Origin of the sequence: Comamonas sp. SY3, assembly GCF_041730275.1 — a bacterium.
GTDB lineage: Bacteria > Pseudomonadota > Gammaproteobacteria > Burkholderiales > Burkholderiaceae_C > Comamonas > Comamonas sediminis.
The window spans coordinates 113,532-132,130 of sequence record NZ_JBGTYN010000010.1; the positions used below are offsets into that span (position 1 = coordinate 113,532).

Consider the following 18,599-nt stretch of genomic DNA (forward strand, 5'->3'; position numbering starts at 1 on the left):
AGCGAAGCGCCCCGGTCGAGGCCGGGGCGCGCGCCTTCAGCGCGGGTCAAGCGGCCAACACTTCAGTGGGTTCATCCGCCTCGGTGGCGACTTCCTCCGCACCGTCCTGCGGGCCTTTCTCGGGCCCGTCTTCCGTCTTGAAGATGGCAGGCATCCAACCCTTGCCGTTCACCAGCCGCTCGGCCTCGCTGGCAATGTCGGCCTTCTTGAGCTTCGCCAGCCGATTGACGCTCTCGGGCGCAAATTCGCCCACGGCTTGCAGAACCACCACCTTCGGAACGTGCTTGAAATACCCTTCGGCGGTCGGCTTCCACCATGCGGCCATATCGAGGCCCACGGCCTGCGCCAGTTCCGCACCGGGTTGCTGCGCCGTGGCGCGCGGTGTCACCACATCAACCGTCGAGGCCACGCACACCGCCAGCAACTTGACCAACTCGCCTTGCTCCATCGCCAGCAGCGCGGCGAACAGTTCGGCACTGTCCTCGGGTAGCTTGCCGCTCCATGCCTCTTGCAATTCGCGCAGTGCCACGGCGGCAGGCGATTCCGGCCAGTCCGGGGCCATGCCTTCCAGCCGGTCCTGCACCGTGAGGCGCACGCCCAGCGGTAGATCGTGGCCGTAGTAGCGGCCTCGCAAGACGGTCTGCACCATGCCATGCATCAGCGCGGCCAGTGCGACTTGCGGATGCTGGGCCACTTCGATTTGCAGCGCAGCGGTGCGATGGGCGCTCAGGCGCTGGGCCAGCCGGTCGGAAATCGCTGCGGCCTTGGGCGCTTCGTCTTCCTCGCCTTCGTCATCGCTGGCAGCATCCGCGCCACTGAACCCTAGGCGCAGCTTTTCGAGCGTGCGCAGCGCCTTGGCCTCGGCCTCGCGCAGCAGCCCGCGATGAATCACGGCCTCGCCGTTGCGGTCAATGGTGACGATGGCCCCGGCTGCGGCCTTCACGTTCGCGGCATATCCCTGCAAGCCATCCTCCAGCGCCTGCAACTGCTCGCCCAGCCGCTCGCCTTCCTCTTGCAGCGCGTCGGCCTTGTCCTCGTCCTCGGCGTCCACCGCGGCATCCACCGCTTCGGCGACCTCCTGCATCTTGGCTTGCAGCTTCTCGATGCGCTGCGCTTCGCGCTTGTTGGGTTCGCGCCGCTCTCTCGGAGCACGCTGGAAGGCGTGCAGGTCAGCGTGGGTCACGCCCGGCGTGGCATCGGCCCAAGCCCAGCCCTCGGCCTTCACTTCGGCGGCGATGCCCGCCAGCTTGTCTTGTGCCAGCCGTTCCAGCAGCGCGGCGTCGGTCAGGTACACGCCCGTATCACCTTCCGCGAACAGGTCGCGGCGGATGCCGCCGCCTGCGGCTTCGTAGCTGTCCAGTCCGACGAAGCGCACCAGAGGATGGTGGTAAGCGTCAATCTCGCGCTCGGTGAGGCGTTCGCGCAGCGCGGACGGCTGACGTTGCCATTGCGGCGCATCGTAAAACGCGCTTTCCTGCGCGGCGTGGTCGTCGGTGATGGAAAGGGCCATCAGTTGGTCAAGGCTCACGGCGTCGGCCCGGTAGTCCGCCATCAGGCGCGGCGAGACGTTCGCCAGCTTCAAACGGCGCTGCACCACCAGCGGCGTGACGGAGAAATCCGCTGCAATGTCCTCAATCGGTCGGCCTTCGGCCACCAGCGCCGCGAAGGCTTCAAACTGGTCGGCCGGGTGCATGGCTTCGCGCTGCACGTTCTCGGTGAGGCTCGCCGTGCGTGCGGTGCCATCGGCCACCTGCAGGCAAGGCACGTCCCAATCCTTGGCGATGCGGTGCTTTTTCGCCAGCAACTTCAATGCGGCCAGCCTGCGCCCACCGGCCACCACCTCGTAATGCAGGCCATCGGCGGCGGGAATCACGATCAGGTTTTGCAGCAGGCCCACGCGCTGAATGGACGCGGCCAGTTCAGGGATGGACATGCGCGGGACAGCCTTGCGCACGTTGCGGCCCGTGGGACGCAGCACCAACCGCGAGAGCGGAACCAGAATCATGTGCTTGCTCGGGTCGGCGGCTTGCAGCACATTGGCGCGGGTGTCGAGGGCTTGGGTTTCGATGTAGGTAACGGCGTTCATGGTGAATCTCCAATCGAGTGAAGCAAGGGAATGGAGGGGAAACCGCCCCTCCGGCGGGGGAACGGCTAAGCTTTGAGGGCGCGCATGCCATCGGCCAGCAGCCACAGGGCGCGGTTCAGTCGAATGTCGGAATCAATGCCCTGCACGGGCCGGGTGCTCTGGCGGCGTCCATTGCTGCTGCGGCCATGCAATCCGCCCTTGGTCAAGTTCTCCTGCGTGCGGTTGAACACACTCCACAGGTCGGGGCGGCGGTCTTCAAACCGGCGCGGCATCAGGATTTGCGATTCCGTGACGGGCGCGGGCTTGTTCGGGTCGTCGTACTTGAGTGCCAGCGCGGCGCGGGCGAACACTTCGGATTCACCATCGTCCAAGGTGATTGCGCGCATGGCATCGCGGGAATCGCGCACGCGGTCAAAGCCGCTCAGTACCTGATACGCGCCTTCGATCACCAGTCCGGCCACGTCGCCTTTGTGGGGCACGCGCACATCGGCCACCGTGTCACCACAAACAAGGCCATTGCTGCAAACGAACCTGAACTGGCCCGCCAGCATCTGATAGCTGCTCGTGCCATCGTGCGAGTTCAGCAGCACAATCTCGTTAGCTTCCGCGCCGTTGATCTGGCTGGCGTGGCGCAGACGCAGCATGTGTTTGGTGTGCTCGCGCTTGCCTTCATCGCGCACGCGGGTCTGCGTCACCATGAAGGGCTGAAACCCCTCCTTGCGCAGTTCGGTCAGAACCGCAGCCGTGGGGATGTAGGCGTACCGCTCGGAACGGCTCTCATGCGGGGCATCCGCGAAGATGGACGGGGCCACCCTGCGAATCTGGTCATCCGACAGCGGGTAGTCGCTGCGCAGCGTCGGGGAGTGGGAGGCGAAACGGGTTGCAAGCATGTCGTTCTCCTGAACAAAAAGGCTGTTGAAGAAAACCGCACACCGGATTCCAAGATTCGGAGCCCAGCCTTTCGGCTGTTCGGTGCGGTCGGCACGAGGAACCCGGTTGGCCCTGTTGCCACCGTCTTTCCTGAGTTCATCGCCCGCGACGGAAGGGAGCCCGTGGACGGGGGCCGTCAAGGAAACAAGCGCAGGGTTGGTGCGGCCCGCAGCGCAGCGAGGACACGGCCCTGCGCGCCTTGACGGCCCACGGCCGCGGGCTACAGTCGCGGACAAGGTGATGAAGTCAGGGGAGACGGCTGGACAAGGCAACGGCCCTGCAGCACGCCGACTGCACGGCAAGCGAAGCGCGCAGGCCCGAAGCTGGAAGCCGGGCCGGAGGCGCCAGCCGAGCGGAGCGAGGGAACGATGGAAGCCCGGCAGGGGCGAAACCCCGTAGGGGGTTCGATGCGCAGCACGACAGCGCGACCGGCCATCTCTCAGGTGGCCGGGGACGCCCAGGTTTCAGCGTGGAATGAGCAACAGAGTCACGACGAACCCGTGCCCACGGGGTAGCGGATCAGTGATTGCAGGTGCCGTCTGACCGAGCCGTCGCAGGCAGCTTTGAGCCCCTTTTCCTACAACCATTACCCGGGAGAACGGAGAGCACAGAGAGCACAGGGATAAACAGGAGGACGAGGAGCACCGAAACTTCTAAATAACACGTTGATTTATAAGTGTTTTTCTGAGAAATTTCTGCGGAATCATGCAATCTCAATCTATCAAATTACGTGATTCAGCTTATTTGATAGGTACTTGATGGCGATAGACTCAAACCGAACCGTGTGATGTTCAGCGTATTCAATCATTGAAGTTGCGCGGATTCGAGCGTCCAATAGGTCCATCAAAAATACTCAAAGGACTGACATGGCAACGCAGAAGCAATCGCGAACCGGCGGCTCAACATGGCCGAGCGCGCCAAGCAGCAGATGGACATCCAGTTCCCCGGCCACCCGGATGCGCTGCTCTGGCACCGCAAACTGAATGATGGCTACTCAACGATCCCCCGCACACTGCCACTGGCGATACAGGCCATCGACGCTCAATCCAAGGGACAGCCTGCGGGGCACACGCTGCTGTGCCTGTGGATTCGCGCACCTGACCACCCTTTTCTCACGATTGAGGCCCCGGCCACCTTCGCCGCTGAAGCGGGCTTCGATGGTGAGCGTGCGGTTGATACCTGGCGCCGTCGTATGCGCGCGCTGCGCGATCTGGGGTTCATCGAGGCAAAGAAGGGGCCTACCGGTGACTTCCACTACGTACTGCTGCTCAACCCCAACGTGGGCATCGAAAAGCTGAGGCGAGCGGACAAAGTGCAGACGGTTCTCTATGGACGCTTCCGGGATCGCTTGATCGACATCGGCGCGCAGGACGACATCACGGACTATGACAACTACCTGGAGGATCTCAAGAAGGCCGAAGTGAAGGCCGCTGCGAAAGCGCCGAAGACTGCCAAGAGCCCTGCCGCTTCTGCGGACGCATCGACCAAGACGGCCAGTGCCTCCGCAAAGCCCAAGTCAAGGACTCGTTCGAGGGTGAGAGAGGAATGATGATGTCCCGTATCAAAGATCCTCCAGAAGAAAGCAGCTTGTTCGGTCGATGGGCTCGATGGGCGGCTGCGCCGTACTGCGAATTCAAAGACGACCGCGCCCGACTGCTTGCCCTGGTTGCGCGCGATGTACGCAAGGTGGCCATCGTGATCGTGCTCGCGGTCACGGGTGTCTCGGTGCCGTGGCGTGGGTGGGCAGCCTTTTTGCTAGGATGAGCCCGGCGTGTCGCTCAATGCTGGCTGGCCAGCCGATCCGGCGCTGCCGGGTCGGCAGTATTCAGGGGCGCCAAGCCTGCGCGCAGTTATCACGCGGCGCGGGCGCGTGTGAAGGGGCGTCCGACGACGCCCCAAGGCCGAGTCAGACAACGACACGTCCGGCCAGCCGCGCATCGCGCGCATAGGCGCTCAATCGCTTCTCGGCGCGAAACGACAAGTCGCGCTCGATCGGCAAGCCCAGCCCGCCGCGCACCGTCGCCAGTTCGCCCAGGCTGACCCAGCCGATTTTCGGCATCCCCAGGCCCAGGTCACAAAGACCAAAGGCATGGTCGTGGTCATCGGGATCAATCTCGGTCAGCAGCCAGGTCGCGCCAGCGTCAGGCGTGAACAGCTTGACCACAGGCGCCGGATCGAAGTCCGGGTTCTCCAGCGATTCGCGGCCGTTGGCCAGCAGCACGACGCGCTGCTCGTCGGTGATGAGTGCGTGGTTCATGGTGAACTCCTGAAAGGTTGCCGGGCGGAATTGCCCAGCCCTTCCGGGGCACTGCGCAGCGCAAGCAGTCAAGGGTCAACGACGGCCGCAGGCCGCCAGCGTGCAAGGCACGCGCCGCCCTTGCACAGCGAGCACGCCGTGACACGATGAAGGGAACAGCAAGCCGCCACACCCCACCCCCAGCCATACCCGCCCCGGTATTGGCAAGCGAAGCGCGCAGGCCCCAAGCTGAACGCCGGGCCGGAGGCATCAGCCGAGCGGAGCGAGGGAGCGATGGAAGCCCGTCACGGGCGAGACCCCACAGGGGGCACGATGCGCTATGCGCACGACAGCACGACCGGCCATGTTTCCTGGCCGGAAACGCCCAGATTTCAAAGGGCAACCTCTTGGAGTCGAGAAGGGCCTTGACGGGACCTACCGCCATAGCAACTTGACGTCTCTGCGTAAATCTGGTTACGATTCAATCGCGGTTCAGCCGAACCGTGGGTGAGTTGCTCCCGTCAGTGCACGCACCGGACACCTGTCCGGCCTGGCAAAACCAGCGTGAAGTACCCCCTTCATTTTCCCGGCTTGGTTTGAGTCCCGGAAAGCCGAACAACGCGTGCCGTTCTTCATTGTGCTTTCCATGACGGAGCTCAATCCATGGCAACGCCCACTTCGGGTTCTTCGGCCGCCACGGCCGCATTCCCTTCCCCCTCTGCTGCTTCGGCGGCGCCGCTGACCGACGAAGCACGCGCCGGTGCTCTCTGGACCTTTCTCCAGGCCCAGGCACCACGCTTCACCTTCGACCAGGCGCTCGAGGTTGTCCAGTCGCTGCGCATCGACCCACGCGAGGATCACAAGACGCTCGCCAAGCGTTTGCGCAAGGCGCTGCAAGAGCGGCGCATCGCGCTCAAGCACGTGAACGCCCTGCATGCTGCCGCCCGGCTGAACGGCCACGCCAGTTGGCACACCGATGACGAGGCGGCAGTTGCGCGCCTGCGCTTCGAGGTCATCGAGAGCGGCCCCCAGATGCGGCGGTCCGAGTTCGCGTCCTGGAGCGAGCTCGCCGTAGAGCTGCGCGTCTGGGCAGACAAACTGCATGCCAGTGGCCAGTTGCCACTGGGCGTGCTGGCGATGAACTTCACGGGTCGCTCGCTGCGCTTCACGGTTCCGGCGCCCAAGCAAGGTGAAGGTGCTGCCCCGGGCCGCAACGAGCTGTGGACGGTAGCTGGCGTTGGACCAGTGTCCGACGATGACCAGGACTGGCTCGCCGAAGCGCCGGCCGCGCTGGAGAAGCTGCGCCGGCACCTGGAAGAGACCGGCAAGGCCGTGCTGGACGGCTACGCCACGCTCTACCTGTGCGCCAACTCCCATGACCGGGCCGGCGACGTCAACGCCGTGGCTGCTGGCGATGTCGTGAATTCGGAACTGGTGCTGCTGCGGGAGCCGGATGAAGACGACCCGCACAGCGGCTACGAAATCGCCCGTGGCGACGAGCTGACCTGCTGGCACCAGTTGGAGCTGTCGCTGCGCGACGACCAGACCGCGCGCAAGCCGGCTTCCATCGATGTGCACATCCCGCAAGAGGGTGTGGGGGCCTGGTTCGTCAATGGCGAGCGCTATGTGTGGGCGCTGGAAACGTTGAAGCCCAACGAATTCGTGCCGGGGCGCGTCAACCGGCAGCTCGGCATCCCGGACTGCGAGCGGCTGCTGCGTCGCTACAAGCTCGCCCGTCGCCTCCACGACGGCGGCTTCCGCCACCACGACATGACCAAGCGCGTCGACTATCTGGGCGGGCCGCTGGAGACCTGGCGTGTCGATCTGCACCGGCTGCTGCGCATGCTGAATGAGGCTGGCCTGACCTGGGAGGGCTACATCGAGAAGTTCGGCGCCGAGCCGCTGCCGATGAAGGCCGCCCTGCCAGTGGGCTTCGTGATGCAGATGCTGGAGGATCTGAAAGTCGAAGAGCCGAACAAGGTGTTCGCCTGGCCAACGCTGGCCGAGATGGCACTCGTCACGAACGACAAGCTGCTGTACAGCCTGCTACCGCGCGTGGATGCTGTCCGCTACGTCAAGCCGAAGGACCTCGACACGCAGACTGCGGCCGACGTGCACAAGGCCATCGATGAGTTCGCCAGCGCGCTGCAGGTGCACAAGATGGTCGCGGCCGGGGCGCTGCCCATGAAGGACGAACTGCCGTACCTAGTGTATGCCAACGATGCCCAGGAGCTGCGCATGTCCGCGGAGGCCCTGGGCATGCGGCTGTACGTGGCGGTGTCGCCGCACCTCATTTCGACCAAGGGCCTGCTGCCCGAAGTACCGGGGGTGAAGACCTGGCCGTGGGCGTTCGCACACGCGCTGCTCGTGCGCTACGAGCGCGAAGGAGCTGCGCAATGACGCCGGCAGCCGAGAACCTGCGCGTGCTCCTCGAAGCCCGCGACATTGACGGCTTCCTGACCGCCTTGGAGGCCTACCGCCAGCAGCACCCGTTCGAGCCGGTGGTCACCGCCTTGACCCAGCGGGTGTTCCCGCCGCTGCTGCGCACGGCGTTCCAGGAAGAACGCCTGCCGCCCGCCGTCCTGGCCCGGCTCTACCGCATGGTGCGCTCCGGTCAGTTAGTGCTCGTGGAGAACGACCTCCTGGTCGCCATCAACTTGCGCATCGACGATGCCATCCGCGAGGTAGAGCCGGCGACGGTCACGCCGGTGCCGCCGCTGGTCACCAAGGAGGATGTCAGGCCGAAGGCCGTGCAGTGGTCGCCGCCCTCGATGCCAGGTGGCCAGCGGGTGGCCGCGACAGAGATGAAGCGGATTGCTGTCGTCAGCGCCTTCACCTTCGGCACCTGGGCTGCGGTCGACGCCTTCGACTTCCGCCGCAACGCCTGTGCCAGCCAGCAGGAGCGCGAGTTCCTGCGCGCAGTCCGCCAATTCTTCCCGTCGCTGCAGGCCTATCCCAACATGCCGTTGAAGAACTTCATCGACATCGACAAGCTTGAGGCGACCGTTCCGGCGCGGGTCCGCCAATACGCGTGGCTGGCGCAGGTGGATGTCCTGCTGTGCACCGCCGACGAAGACCCGGTTGCCGGCATCGAGCTGGACTCCATGCACCACGACACCGAGGAAGCGGCCGAGCGCGACGAGCTGAAGAACATGCTTTTCAGGCTCGCCGGACTGCCCCTGGTGCGTATCAGGGCGGACGACGAGAAGGCGGTGCGGGCGGAAGACTTCTACGACCTGCTGATGGCGGAGTCCAAGACACTGGATGCGCTCAGGCCACGGCGCATGCGGCCGAGAAGGACTCACGACTTCCTGGTGCCGGCGGAGTCGGCCACACGCACAGCGCCTGCAAGCATGGCTCGGGGATAGGCATGGAAGAAGGAATCTCCCCGTTTCAGCATGAGAGCGACGCCCGCCTGCGGCCTGCCCGGCGGCGGGCGCAGGAGCGGCCCATTCCAGGCGAGCCGCTTGCGCTCGACAAGCCCGAGGTCAAGGAGGTGATGGATACCGAAACGGGCAGGCATCTGCCTGTGTCGGTCGTGATGGGCACCGACTACGAGAAGCTCATGCAGCTGCGCATGGCGGTTCGCACTCAGATGCGCAAAAGCGATCCGCTCTACCGGTGCTCGCTGTGCGGCGTCGCGGTCCACATCTGCCGCGCCAAGGACAAACCAAAGTTCTTCTTCCGGCACCAGCACGAGGATGGAAGCTGCCCCGCGCAGACCAAGGGCGAGTTGAGCCAGGATGAGATCAACGCCCGCAAGTACAACGGCGCCAAGGAAAGCAGGCTACACCGCCGGATGAAGGACTGGCTCTGCCAGTGCCTGGCGGTGGATGGCCGGTTCGAAGACATTGCCCAAGAGCCCACCTGGAAGGGCCCGCTGACCGGCAGCCGCCGGCGACCGGATGTCAGAGCCGTATACAACGGGCTGCCCATCGCCTTCGAAATCCAGCTGTCCACGACGCATCTGGATGTCATCGCCGCGCGGCGCGACTTCTACATGCAGGAAGGCGGGCTGCTGGTCTGGCTGTTCGCCGAGTTCGACACCGAGCACCGGCGCATGACCGATGACGATGTCTTCTACAACAACAACCTGAACGCCTTCGTCGTCAACGCCAAGACGGTTGAAGCGTCGCTCGAAGCGAAGGAGTTCCTGCTGGACTGCATCTGGGCACAGCCTGTCAAGGGTGGTGGCCATTCAGGCCTATATCGCCGTGTCGTGCCCTTCCACGAACTGCGGCTTGACCCGAAGACCCAACAGGCATACCACTTCGACTACGAGACAGCGAAGCGACAACTTGAGGCAGAGGTCGAATCCGAGAAGCAATTGCTGCGCAACGACTTCGAGGCCTGGATGGGGGCTACCGGCTACTATGGCCCAGAGGCCTCCACACAATGGTCCACGTTCCGCAGGCGCTTCAAGCAGTTCGATGTCGAACTGCCACAGTACCTTGGTGAATTTGACAGGCCGCTGCTGACCTGTCTCTATTCGGCGAAGAACAACCGTCCGTGGGGCCAGAAGCACAAGCATCTGGTCGAAGTGGCGCATCGTGTCGCCAACAGCGAGAAGGACCACCTCAAATGGTTCATGCACGCGGTGCGCAAGTATGGGCGACTCGAATCAATGAAGGCCGAGGGACAGCACGGGCTTTGGCAGAAGCGGTACGGCGAGCTTCGCACGGAATACGACACTGACCCAGCCCCGTTCGAGCCCGCGCGAGAACTCCAGCCGATGGTGTCGCTCCTGTTCCCGGAGCTCCTGCCTTTGCCCTGAGCGGGTGCCTGCTGATGCGCGAAGGTGTAGACGTACTATGCCCTTCTGCGCCACAGCAGGTTGTGCCGATAGGTACTGAAATTCACCATATCTCCATGCAGCGTACTCATGGAGTCCAGGGTGGAACAACTATCGCAAACATCCAATACCGCCGACATCGACGCCGGCCAGGCCCTCCCCTTGCCGGGCACGGAAGGTTATGAGGCACTGCCGCAGTTTCCGAAGCGCAGCGCCCTTCCCTTCCGGCGCACCATCCGCCGCCAGGAACTGCGGCAGATCGTCCCCCTGGCCGAAACGACGATCTACGAAATGGAACGCCGCGGCGAATTCCCACGCCGCTTCAACCTGACGGCGCGCTGCGTGGTGTGGGACCTGGCCGAAGTCGAGGCGTGGGTCGAAGAGCGAAAGCAGGCACCTCGCGGCCGCACCACCAGGCCAGATGTCCACCAGCGAAAAACCCGCCCAGTCCGAGCGAGTTCGAGCAAGACATGAGGCTGGGCAACGGCCTCATCCAACCAGAGCTTCCAGTGCCTTGGACGCCGAGCGCGGTAACCGCCGCCCCTCCTTCGCCACATTGACCTGCAAGGCCACCCGAGCCACGTCAAACACATCCTTGGCCAGCGCATAGCTGCCCTTGGCCTGCAACCAGGCCAGCACATCTGCCAGGTGCCAGATCGACGCGCTGCCCTCGTGCACGGGCGCCGGAAAGCTGCCCGGATGGGCCAGCATCAGCTTGCGCATGTTCTGCCGCGACACGCCCACGATGTCGGCCACGTCGGTCAGCCCGACCAGATCCGGCGCCACTTCGATCAGCCGGGCTGACGGTGCAGCATGGCGCACGTCGGCGAGCGCGCTGCGCACCGCCTCGTCCGCATCGGCCGCCTCGCGGGTGAACTCCAGCGCCAGCCGCCCCGGTTGCCCGATACCGACCAGGGCATCGTCGCAACCGGCTTCGCCCAGACGCTCGACCAGCGCATCGGCGTCGCGGTCCTCGTCCGCAAGCTGGTATTTCAAGGTGAACGTGTATTCCATCGCGCTACTCCTGGGCACCGTCGTCAGCCTCGCGCTGCTGGCGGTGCGTGGTGCAGTTGTCCACGACGCGCCGCAAGGCGCGGGCGTGGTTGCCGGGGTTCTTCGGCGTGCTCCAGACACTGGTGATGCAGAACTCGCCGCAGCGGCATTCCTCATCGTTATACGGGCAGTAAATTCGCCCCCAGGCATGACTGCCGCCGACTTCGACGCGCCAGCCCTGCCCTTCGGCGTGTCTGAGGGCTTCCTCGACCTCTTTCTTGGGATGAGAGGGGCGAACCATCAGTAGCCTCCAGTATCAGCACAAGCCATAAGGTTGTCAAGTGACAACCTTATCTCGGCAGGATTGACCCGCATACCGCGCGGCTCGGCCATCAGGAAGTTCAAATTTCCAGGTTTTCGATCACTCTGAGTGATCGTTTTCTCAAAACAATAAACCTGACGCAGCCCGGCAAAGACCGATTCAAGGCAAACCATGATGCGGCCCTCCTACGCGATCGCGCTCAACGCTGGCACGGTCACGTTCTCTGGCATCAGCTTCGGCACGTAGGTCTGCCCACCGCCCCAGGCATCGACCAAGTGGGCCCACTCTTGCAGCATGTGGCGCCGCTGCACGGCGTATTCGGCCTTGTTGTAGACCGAGCGCGAGGAACGCCCCTCCTCGTGCGCCAAGCACTTCTCGATCCAGTCGCGGTTGAAGCCGATTTCGTTCAGCAGCGTCGAGCCAGTGCGGCGCAGGTCGTGGACGGTGAATGGCTGCAGCGGCAGACCCTTGGCCTTAGCGCCTTCTGCCACGAGCATCGTGATGCGATTCAAGGTCGCATTGGACATGCACCGCCGTGGATCATAGCGAGAAGGAAAGACGAAGCTGGAGCCTGCGGCGCACGCGTGCAGCGTGACGAAGATGTCGAGCGCCTGGCGTGACAGATAGACCACATGCGGATTGCGCCCCTTCATCCGCTGCTTCGGAATCGTCCACGTCGCGTTCTCGAAATCGACCTCATCCCAGGTGGCCTGGATCAGTTCGCTCTTGCGCACCAGCGTCAGCAGGATCAGGCGCAACGCCAGCTTGATGGTCGGATAGGTCGCCACCGTCTCCAGTTGCTGCACCGTCAGCCGGATTTCCAGCGGCGACAGGGCACGATCCTTCGGCACGAAGGTGGCGATCGAGGACGGTCCCACGCTGTCGGCCGGGTTGACCACCTTTTCGCCGTGGGCGATCGCGTAGACGTAGACCTGCTTCACGATGTCCCGGATCTGCACCGCGGTGGCCGGCGCCCCGCGCTCCTTGACCTTGTTGCACAAGATCCGCAGGTCTTCGGCTTGGATTTCGGTCAGCAGGCGATTCTGGAAGACCGGCAGGATGTCCCGGTCGATGATGTGCATGCGCGCGGCGCGGGTGCTGTCGGCCCACCTCGTATGGGCGAGGAACGTCTCCATCGCCGCGCCGAAGGTCTTGATGGCGCGAACCCGGCGCTTGTCGCGTTGCTTTTCCAGCGCGGGCGAGATGCCCTGGAGAACGGCTTTGCGCGCCTCCAGGAGCAGTTCGCGCGCCATTGCCAGCGAAATACCAGCTGGCCCGTAGCGGCCGATGGTCAAGGTCTCGCGGCGGCCGTTGAGACGGTAGTCGTATCGGAAGGTGACGGTATTTGCGGGCGATACCGTCACGTACATCCCATCCCGGTCAGAAACCTTATAAGTCAAGGACTTAGGCTTCAGATTGCGCAGCGCTGTGTCGGTCAGCATCGAGGTTTTCTCCTGTTTTTTTGACGGCTTTTACCGTCAGGGACCAGGAGACCCGCTGATGCCCGGAAAGCCGCATGAAACAAGCTTTCCCGAGAAGGCTTTTACCGTCAAAGACGGTAAAAGTCTCAATAGTGAACGAGAGTGTCTTAATTGCGCATCAATTCTTACCGTCAGCTCTACCGTCAACCGTTTTTGCTGGTCGGCGATAGCCATCGATAGTTACCGCGACGTATTTCTTTTTAAATCAACACGTTACAGCGGCCTTGTCGATAGCTGGCGATAGTCCTTGAAGGACCTAAATTCACTCCCACTCGATCGTCGCAGGCGGCTTGCTCGACACATCATAAGTAACGCGATTGATCCCGCGCACTTCATTGATGATCCGGTTCGAGACACGCTTGAGCAGACCGTAAGGCAGTTCCGCCCAGTCGGCGGTCATGAAGTCACTGGTCTGCACGGCGCGCAGCGCCACGACGTAGTCGTAGGTGCGGCCATCGCCCATGACGCCCACGCTCTTGACCGGCAGGAAGACGGTGAAGGCCTGGCTGGTCAGGTCGTACCAGGTCTTGCCGGTGGCGTCGTCCACCCAGTTGTTCAGCTCTTCGATGAAGATGGCGTCGGCGCGGCGCAGCAGGTCGGCGTATTCCTTTTTCACTTCACCGAGGATACGCACACCCAGGCCCGGTCCGGGGAACGGATGGCGGTAGACCATGCCACGGGGCAGGCCCAGGGCCACGCCCAACTCGCGCACTTCGTCCTTGAACAGGTCACGCAGCGGCTCGAGCAGCTTCAGGCCCAGTTGCTCTGGCAGGCCGCCCACGTTGTGGTGGCTCTTGATGGTGACGGCCTTCTTGCTCTTGGCACCGCCCGACTCGATCACGTCGGGGTAGATGGTGCCCTGGGCCAGGAAGGTGGCGCCCTTGTGGCCGCCGTCGCCAGCCTTGAGCTTGGCGGCCTCGGCCTTGAACACGTCGACAAACAGGCCGCCGATGATCTTGCGCTTGGCTTCGGGATCGCTCACCCCAGCGAGCTTGCCCAGGAACAGGTCCGAGGCATCCACGCGGATGACCTTGGCGTGGAGCTTGCCTTCGAACATCTCCATGACCATGTCGCCTTCGTTGAGGCGCAGCAGGCCGTGGTCCACAAACACGCAGGTCAGCTGGTCGCCAATCGCGCGGTGGATCAGCGCGGCAGCGACGGACGAATCCACGCCGCCGGACAGGCCCAGAATCACCTCTTCGTCACCGACTTGCTCGCGGATCTTGGCAACCGCTTCTTCGATGTAGTCACCCATGATCCAGTCGGCCTGGGTGGCGCAGATGTCGAGCACAAAACGGTTGAGCAAGGCCTGGCCTTGCACGGTGTGCGTTACCTCAGGGTGGAACTGCACCGCGTAGTAGCGGCGCGCTTCGTCGGCCATGCCGGCGATCGGGCAGGATGGCGTGGACGCCATCACCTTGAAGCCTGGGGGCAGTTCGGTGACCTTGTCGCCGTGGCTCATCCAGACCTTGAGCATGCCGTGGCCTTCGGGGGTGACGAAGTCCTCGATGCCCTTGAGCAGTTCGGTGTGGCCATGGGCGCGCACTTCGGCGTAGCCAAACTCGCGGCTGTTGGAGCCTTCAACCTTGCCGCCCAGTTGGGTGGCCATGGTCTGCATGCCGTAGCAGATGCCCAGCACGGGAATGCCCAGCTCGAAAACGGCATCCGGCGCGCGGTCGTCCACTTCGTAGACGCTGGCGTGGCTGCCGGACAGGATCACGCCCTTGAGCTTGCCGTCAGCGGCAAACTCGCGCACCCATTCGCTGCTCACATCGCAGGGATGCACTTCGCAGTAGACATGGGCTTCGCGCACGCGGCGGGCGATCAGTTGGGTGACTTGGGAGCCAAAGTCAAGGATGAGGATCTTGTCGTGTTGCATAGCAGGATCGTTGGGTTTGGATGGAGAAAAAACGGGGGTGATGGGTCAAAAATCGTCGGCGGCCAGCACGGTGATTCCGCATTGCCGGGCCGCTGCCACCTGCGCGGCATCAAAACTGGCCAATGGCAGGCGCAGCGACTGCGCGAGCCACAGATAGGCGGCATCGTAGACCGGCAGGCCAGTGGCCAGCGCCACATCGAGCACGGCCTTGTGCTGGGCAGGAGCCAGCTCATGCAGCTCCACCCTGTGGCGTATGGCGTCGAGCACGCCCCAGAGGCCTTCGACGCTGCCCAGCGGGATACGGCCGCTGTTGGCGCCGGTGGCCACCAGGTTGCTGCATTCCCAGAACCACAGGTTGGGCGCTTGCGGGTCCACCTCATGGCGGCGAATGCGGGCGTAGAGGCGCTGGGTATGGCTGCTCGCCGCCTCGGGCAGCAGCCAGGCTGCAGTGACCGAGGCATCGAGCACAAAGGCGCTGAAGGCGGCGCTCATGCAGCGCTCCTGCCGCGGCGGCGCAACTGGGGCACCGAATCTGCCTCGGGCGGCGGCGCAATGCTGGCCTGCAAGGCCTCGATCTGCGCCAGCTCACGGGCGATCTGCTCGTCGGTGATCACCGGCTTGCGCCGCATCGGCAGCATGCGCACCACTTCTTTGCCGTGGCGCGTGATGCGCACTTCCTCGCCCTGCTCGACCAACTCGACCAGCGCTGAAAAACGGGTTTTGGCTTCGTAGATACCGACGCTGTGCATGGAAGTAGGTGACAAAAATCTGGCCTGAACATCAATTCAGACCAGATTCTATCATTCAGACCAGTTTTATGCCAACAGACCAGAATTGAAGGGGTTTTGGCTGTGGCCTCTTGTGGCGCGACAGCGCAGCACGGGCTGGTGTTACACGAGGGAGGAGCGCCGCGTCAGTGCAAGGTAGTGAGGTATACGCTGTCAAAAGTACCGGGTGCGGGGTGACGGGCTGATGGGTAAGCCGTGTATTGAGCACGTTTGCGCTGTCCTCCGCGCATCCAGAGGGACCCAGTATGTTTTCAACCCCCTGGCTCCCGGCCGGGGTCTTTGCACTCGCCCGTGGCGCTCCAAAAACTAGCTGATCATCCCTTGTTGAATCCTTGAACGGTTAGGCCGCCACCTCGACCTGCCAATTGGCCGATTGCAGCACCACATTGGTCTCGCGGATGCGGCGCGACAGGTCATCGGCCTGCTTTTGCAAGCTGGCCACGTTGATCTGCGGCAGCCATTTGATCTCGCGCTGGCTGTAGCGGTCCACATCCTTGTGGGTGGCGGCGATGGTGGCAACCAGCAGCGAATGCTGGGCCACCAGGGTATCGCGCTCGGCCAGGATGTCGGCCAGCAGACGCCCATCGGCCAAACGGGCCGTCTCGTTGGCGGTGTTGATGGCGCGCACCAGCTGCTGCTGCGCCAGCAAGGTCGAGGTGGCCTCGGCCAGCAGGTCTTCGACCCGCTCCTTGGGCTGCTCGCCCTCCTGCACGATGGCATTGCGCGCAATGCGTTCACGCAAGGAGAGCAGCTTTTTCTTGTGGTCGGCGCGGAGCAACAGGGCTTCGGCAAGCTTCATCGGCATTCCTTCGCAGGGTTCGAAAAAATGGCTGCCAGCGGCAGCCATTCTCTGGACCATCAGTCAGCGCGGTAGTTCGGCGCTTCTTTGGTGATCTGCACGTCGTGCACATGCGATTCACGGATACCGGCTGCGGTGATTTCCACAAACTCGGCCTTCTCGTTCATCTCTGCAATCGATGCGCAACCGCAGTAGCCCATCGACGCACGCACGCCGCCTGCCATCTGGTAGACGATGGCTACCATTGAGCCCTTGTAAGGCACGCGGCCTTCAATGCCCTCGGGCACCAGCTTGTCGGCATTGGGGTTGCCGGTGCTCGATTCCTGGAAGTAGCGGTCGGCCGAGCCTTGCTGCATCGCACCGATCGAGCCCATGCCACGGTAGCTCTTGTACGAGCGGCCTTGGTAGAGGATCACTTCGCCAGGGGCTTCTTCAGTACCGGCAAACATGCCGCCCATCATGATGGTGGATGCGCCAGCAGCCAGAGCCTTGGAGATATCGCCGGAGAAGCGGATGCCGCCGTCAGCGATCAAGGGCACGCCGGTGCCTTGCAGCGCCTGGGCCACGCTGTCGACAGCCATGATCTGGGGCACGCCCACACCGGCCACGATACGGGTGGTGCAGATGGAGCCGGGGCCGATACCGACCTTGACGGCATCCGCGCCCGCCTCGACCAGTGCCAGCGCTGCGGCGCCGGTGGCGATGTTGCCGCCGATCACATCGACTTGCGGGTAGTTTTGCTTGACCCAGCGCACGCGCTCGATCACACCACGGCTGTGGCCGTGGGCCGTATCCACCACCAGGGCGTCGACACCGGCCTTGACCAGCAGGTCCACGCGCTCTTCGGTACCAGCGCCCACGCCCACGGCTGCAGCCACGCGCAGACGGCCCGCGCGGTCACGGGCGGCATTGGGGAAGGTGGTTTGCTTGGTGATGTCCTTGACGGTGATCAGACCCTTGAGTTCAAAGGCATCGTTCACCACCAGAATGCGCTCGAGCTTGTGCTTGTTGAGCAAGGCTTTGGCAGCGGCGGGCGTGGTGTCGTCCTTTTCGTTGACGGTCACCAGCTTCTCGCGCGGCGTCATGATGTCGCGCGCCTTGACGTCGTAGCGGGTCTCGAAGCGCAGATCGCGGCTGGTCACGATGCCCACCACCTTGCCGCCGTCGCAGACCGGGAAGCCGGAAATGCCGCGTTCGTCGGACAGCTGCATGATCTGCAGCACCGTGTGCTCCGGCGTGATGACCACCGGGTCGTGCACAACGCCCGATTCATGGCGCTTGACCTTGGAGACCTCGGCAGCCTGCTGCTCGGCGGTCATGTTCTTGTGGATCACACCAATACCGCCCTCCTGGGCGATGGCAATCGCCAGTCTGGCTTCCGTGACCGTGTCCATGGCGGCAGACACCAGGGGCAGGTTCAGGCGGATATTGCGGGTGAATTGGGTGGCGAGAGAGACGTCCTTGGGCAGGACTTGGGAGTATGCGGGCACCAGCAACACATCGTCGAAGGTGAGCGCTTTTCCGATCAGGCGCATTGTGAAGGCTCCAAAAAAAGGATTCTACCGTCTTTTGTAAGCAGCTTGCAGGGCGGCGGTATGACAGCCCCTCCAACGCAGGTTGTTATCTCCAACCAACAACTTCGTGCGGCACCGACAATCGGCACGCTACACTCGCCTTCTATGAAACTCATCAAGCTGCTCTTGCTCTCGGTAGCCATTGGCATTGGCGCGCCCGCCATGGCCCAGTGGCAGTGGATCGACAAAGATGGCCGCAAGGTCTTCAGCGACCGACCACCGGGGCTGGAGGTGCCGGAGAAGAACATTGTCAAGCGCCCCAAGGGTTATGGCGCGCTCAAGGGTGTGCAATCTTCGGGCACAGGCCCCGCGCTGCGCGATGCCAGCCCTGCCCCGCAAGAGGGCGAAGCCAGCGATGCGGCAGCGGCACCAGCGGCCGTAGCGGCCGCCCCTGCTGCCAAGGCAGCCGCCGGCAAGGACAAGGAGCTGGAGGCGAAAAAAGCCGCAGACGCCAAGGCCAAGGCCGATGCCGAAGCTGCTGAGAAGGCCAAGCAAGCGGCGGCCAGGGCGGACAACTGCAAACGTGCGCAGCAGGCCAAGGCGATGTATGACACCGGCAAGGCCGTCCGTGCACCGAATGAAAAGGGAGAGATGGTGTTCCAGAATGCCGAACAGCGCGCCTCCGAGATCAAGCGCACCGATGAGGCCATCTTCAACAACTGCTGATCACCCGCGCCACCCGCCAAAAAGCCAAGCAGATGCTTGGCTTTTTTCCATTC

Annotated in this window: 19 protein-coding genes; 7 read left to right on the top strand and 12 right to left on the bottom strand. The window is 63.6% G+C overall.

Annotated features, from left to right (window positions below; translation table 11 throughout):
* Positions 1-46: 46 nt before the first annotated feature.
* Together ACCQ08_RS14620 and ACCQ08_RS14625 are read right to left on the bottom strand one after the other, a co-directional pair.
* Entirely contained in the window at positions 47-2,086 is a 2,040-nt protein-coding gene (locus ACCQ08_RS14620; RefSeq protein WP_012436202.1) for a ParB/RepB/Spo0J family partition protein, read from the bottom strand.
* Positions 2,087-2,151: 65 nt separating this feature from the next.
* Positions 2,152-2,976 (bottom strand): DUF932 domain-containing protein, encoded by an 825-nt coding sequence (locus ACCQ08_RS14625; protein WP_012436201.1) that lies wholly within the window; start codon positions 2,974-2,976, stop codon positions 2,152-2,154.
* Between the two features lie 944 nt (positions 2,977-3,920).
* Here ACCQ08_RS14625 and ACCQ08_RS14630 point away from each other — a divergent pair.
* Complete coding sequence (locus ACCQ08_RS14630) at positions 3,921-4,565, top strand: hypothetical protein (protein WP_143044651.1); 645 nt, start codon at positions 3,921-3,923, stop codon at positions 4,563-4,565.
* Positions 4,566-4,567: 2 nt separating this feature from the next.
* Positions 4,568-4,780, top strand: a complete 213-nt coding sequence (locus ACCQ08_RS14635; RefSeq protein WP_143044646.1) for a hypothetical protein — start codon at positions 4,568-4,570, stop codon at positions 4,778-4,780.
* A gap of 142 nt (positions 4,781-4,922) precedes the next feature.
* Here ACCQ08_RS14635 and ACCQ08_RS14640 read toward each other — a convergent pair whose 3' ends face one another.
* A complete protein-coding gene (locus ACCQ08_RS14640) occupies positions 4,923-5,273 on the bottom strand; it encodes a DUF2958 domain-containing protein (protein WP_074923302.1) in 351 nt (116 codons plus the stop codon).
* A gap of 642 nt (positions 5,274-5,915) precedes the next feature.
* Here ACCQ08_RS14640 and ACCQ08_RS14645 point away from each other — a divergent pair.
* The 4 genes from ACCQ08_RS14645 to ACCQ08_RS14660 all read left to right on the top strand — a co-directional run bounded on the left by ACCQ08_RS14645 (position 5,916) and on the right by ACCQ08_RS14660 (position 10,518).
* Entirely contained in the window at positions 5,916-7,652 is a 1,737-nt protein-coding gene (locus ACCQ08_RS14645; RefSeq protein ID WP_074923301.1) for a hypothetical protein, read from the top strand.
* Entirely contained in the window at positions 7,649-8,620 is a 972-nt protein-coding gene (locus ACCQ08_RS14650; RefSeq protein WP_074923300.1) for a DUF2726 domain-containing protein, read from the top strand. Before ACCQ08_RS14645 ends, ACCQ08_RS14650 begins: the two co-directional genes overlap by 4 nt.
* A gap of 2 nt (positions 8,621-8,622) precedes the next feature.
* Positions 8,623-10,026 carry a DUF6035 family protein gene (locus ACCQ08_RS14655; protein WP_083393653.1) on the top strand — a complete coding sequence of 468 codons (1,404 nt, stop codon included), beginning with the start codon at positions 8,623-8,625 and terminating at the stop codon, positions 10,024-10,026.
* A 108-nt stretch (positions 10,027-10,134) separates the two neighbouring features.
* Complete coding sequence (locus ACCQ08_RS14660; RefSeq protein WP_074923299.1) at positions 10,135-10,518, top strand: AlpA family transcriptional regulator; 384 nt, start codon at positions 10,135-10,137, stop codon at positions 10,516-10,518.
* A 15-nt stretch (positions 10,519-10,533) separates the two neighbouring features.
* Here the strand turns inward: ACCQ08_RS14660 and ACCQ08_RS14665 are convergent, their stop codons facing one another.
* The 9 genes from ACCQ08_RS14665 to guaB all read right to left on the bottom strand — a co-directional run bounded on the left by ACCQ08_RS14665 (position 10,534) and on the right by guaB (position 17,841).
* A complete protein-coding gene (locus tag ACCQ08_RS14665) occupies positions 10,534-11,058 on the bottom strand; it encodes an AlpA family transcriptional regulator (protein ID WP_074923298.1) in 525 nt (174 codons plus the stop codon).
* A 4-nt stretch (positions 11,059-11,062) separates the two neighbouring features.
* On the bottom strand, positions 11,063-11,338 hold the full coding sequence (locus tag ACCQ08_RS14670; RefSeq protein ID WP_074923297.1) for a hypothetical protein: 276 nt from the start codon (positions 11,336-11,338) through the stop codon (positions 11,063-11,065).
* On the bottom strand, positions 11,338-11,532 hold the full coding sequence (locus ACCQ08_RS14675; RefSeq protein WP_143044645.1) for a hypothetical protein: 195 nt from the start codon (positions 11,530-11,532) through the stop codon (positions 11,338-11,340). Before ACCQ08_RS14675 ends, ACCQ08_RS14670 begins: the two co-directional genes overlap by 1 nt.
* Positions 11,533-11,544: 12 nt before the next feature.
* The gene (locus ACCQ08_RS14680; RefSeq protein ID WP_074923296.1) at positions 11,545-12,801 is read right to left on the bottom strand and encodes a tyrosine-type recombinase/integrase; all 1,257 of its coding nucleotides are present in this window, start codon (positions 12,799-12,801) and stop codon (positions 11,545-11,547) included.
* 301 nt (positions 12,802-13,102) lie between these two features.
* On the bottom strand, positions 13,103-14,719 hold the full coding sequence (gene guaA / locus ACCQ08_RS14685; RefSeq protein WP_312462345.1) for a glutamine-hydrolyzing GMP synthase: 1,617 nt from the start codon (positions 14,717-14,719) through the stop codon (positions 13,103-13,105).
* Positions 14,720-14,764: 45 nt separating this feature from the next.
* Positions 14,765-15,211 (bottom strand): type II toxin-antitoxin system VapC family toxin, encoded by a 447-nt coding sequence (locus ACCQ08_RS14690; RefSeq protein ID WP_239811728.1) that lies wholly within the window; start codon positions 15,209-15,211, stop codon positions 14,765-14,767.
* Complete coding sequence (locus tag ACCQ08_RS14695; protein WP_230777299.1) at positions 15,208-15,468, bottom strand: type II toxin-antitoxin system Phd/YefM family antitoxin; 261 nt, start codon at positions 15,466-15,468, stop codon at positions 15,208-15,210. The genes ACCQ08_RS14690 and ACCQ08_RS14695 overlap by 4 nt, the downstream gene beginning before the upstream one ends.
* Positions 15,469-15,847: 379 nt before the next feature.
* On the bottom strand, positions 15,848-16,306 hold the full coding sequence (locus ACCQ08_RS14700) for a DIP1984 family protein (protein WP_373450218.1): 459 nt from the start codon (positions 16,304-16,306) through the stop codon (positions 15,848-15,850).
* Positions 16,307-16,365: 59 nt separating this feature from the next.
* Positions 16,366-17,841 (bottom strand): IMP dehydrogenase, encoded by a 1,476-nt coding sequence (gene guaB / locus ACCQ08_RS14705; RefSeq protein ID WP_239811726.1) that lies wholly within the window; start codon positions 17,839-17,841, stop codon positions 16,366-16,368.
* A gap of 144 nt (positions 17,842-17,985) precedes the next feature.
* Here guaB and ACCQ08_RS14710 point away from each other — a divergent pair, with 144 nt between their 5' ends.
* Positions 17,986-18,546, top strand: a complete 561-nt coding sequence (locus ACCQ08_RS14710) for a DUF4124 domain-containing protein (RefSeq protein ID WP_373450219.1) — start codon at positions 17,986-17,988, stop codon at positions 18,544-18,546.
* Positions 18,547-18,599: the final 53 nt, after the last annotated feature.

Bases quoted from the DNA above. Each gene is read 5' to 3' on its own strand.
- ACCQ08_RS14625 (WP_012436201.1), bottom strand. From the start codon at position 2,976: ATGCTTGCAACCCGTTTCGCCTCCCACTCCCCGACGCTGCGCAGCGAC.
- ACCQ08_RS14695 (WP_230777299.1), bottom strand. From the start codon at position 15,468: ATGCACAGCGTCGGTATCTACGAAGCCAAAACCCGTTTTTCAGCGCTG.
- ACCQ08_RS14650 (WP_074923300.1), top strand. From the start codon at position 7,649: ATGACGCCGGCAGCCGAGAACCTGCGCGTGCTCCTCGAAGCCCGCGAC.
- ACCQ08_RS14700 (WP_373450218.1), bottom strand. From the start codon at position 16,306: ATGAAGCTTGCCGAAGCCCTGTTGCTCCGCGCCGACCACAAGAAAAAG.
- guaA (WP_312462345.1), bottom strand. From the start codon at position 14,719: ATGCAACACGACAAGATCCTCATCCTTGACTTTGGCTCCCAAGTCACC.
- ACCQ08_RS14670 (WP_074923297.1), bottom strand. From the start codon at position 11,338: ATGGTTCGCCCCTCTCATCCCAAGAAAGAGGTCGAGGAAGCCCTCAGA.
- ACCQ08_RS14675 (WP_143044645.1), bottom strand. From the start codon at position 11,532: ATGGTTTGCCTTGAATCGGTCTTTGCCGGGCTGCGTCAGGTTTATTGT.
- ACCQ08_RS14680 (WP_074923296.1), bottom strand. From the start codon at position 12,801: ATGCTGACCGACACAGCGCTGCGCAATCTGAAGCCTAAGTCCTTGACT.
- ACCQ08_RS14655 (WP_083393653.1), top strand. From the start codon at position 8,623: ATGGAAGAAGGAATCTCCCCGTTTCAGCATGAGAGCGACGCCCGCCTG.
- ACCQ08_RS14630 (WP_143044651.1), top strand. From the start codon at position 3,921: ATGGCCGAGCGCGCCAAGCAGCAGATGGACATCCAGTTCCCCGGCCAC.
- ACCQ08_RS14690 (WP_239811728.1), bottom strand. From the start codon at position 15,211: ATGAGCGCCGCCTTCAGCGCCTTTGTGCTCGATGCCTCGGTCACTGCA.
- guaB (WP_239811726.1), bottom strand. From the start codon at position 17,841: ATGCGCCTGATCGGAAAAGCGCTCACCTTCGACGATGTGTTGCTGGTG.
- ACCQ08_RS14640 (WP_074923302.1), bottom strand. From the start codon at position 5,273: ATGAACCACGCACTCATCACCGACGAGCAGCGCGTCGTGCTGCTGGCC.
- ACCQ08_RS14620 (WP_012436202.1), bottom strand. From the start codon at position 2,086: ATGAACGCCGTTACCTACATCGAAACCCAAGCCCTCGACACCCGCGCC.
- ACCQ08_RS14635 (WP_143044646.1), top strand. From the start codon at position 4,568: ATGTCCCGTATCAAAGATCCTCCAGAAGAAAGCAGCTTGTTCGGTCGA.
- ACCQ08_RS14645 (WP_074923301.1), top strand. From the start codon at position 5,916: ATGGCAACGCCCACTTCGGGTTCTTCGGCCGCCACGGCCGCATTCCCT.
- ACCQ08_RS14710 (WP_373450219.1), top strand. From the start codon at position 17,986: ATGAAACTCATCAAGCTGCTCTTGCTCTCGGTAGCCATTGGCATTGGC.
- ACCQ08_RS14665 (WP_074923298.1), bottom strand. From the start codon at position 11,058: ATGGAATACACGTTCACCTTGAAATACCAGCTTGCGGACGAGGACCGC.
- ACCQ08_RS14660 (WP_074923299.1), top strand. From the start codon at position 10,135: ATGGAGTCCAGGGTGGAACAACTATCGCAAACATCCAATACCGCCGAC.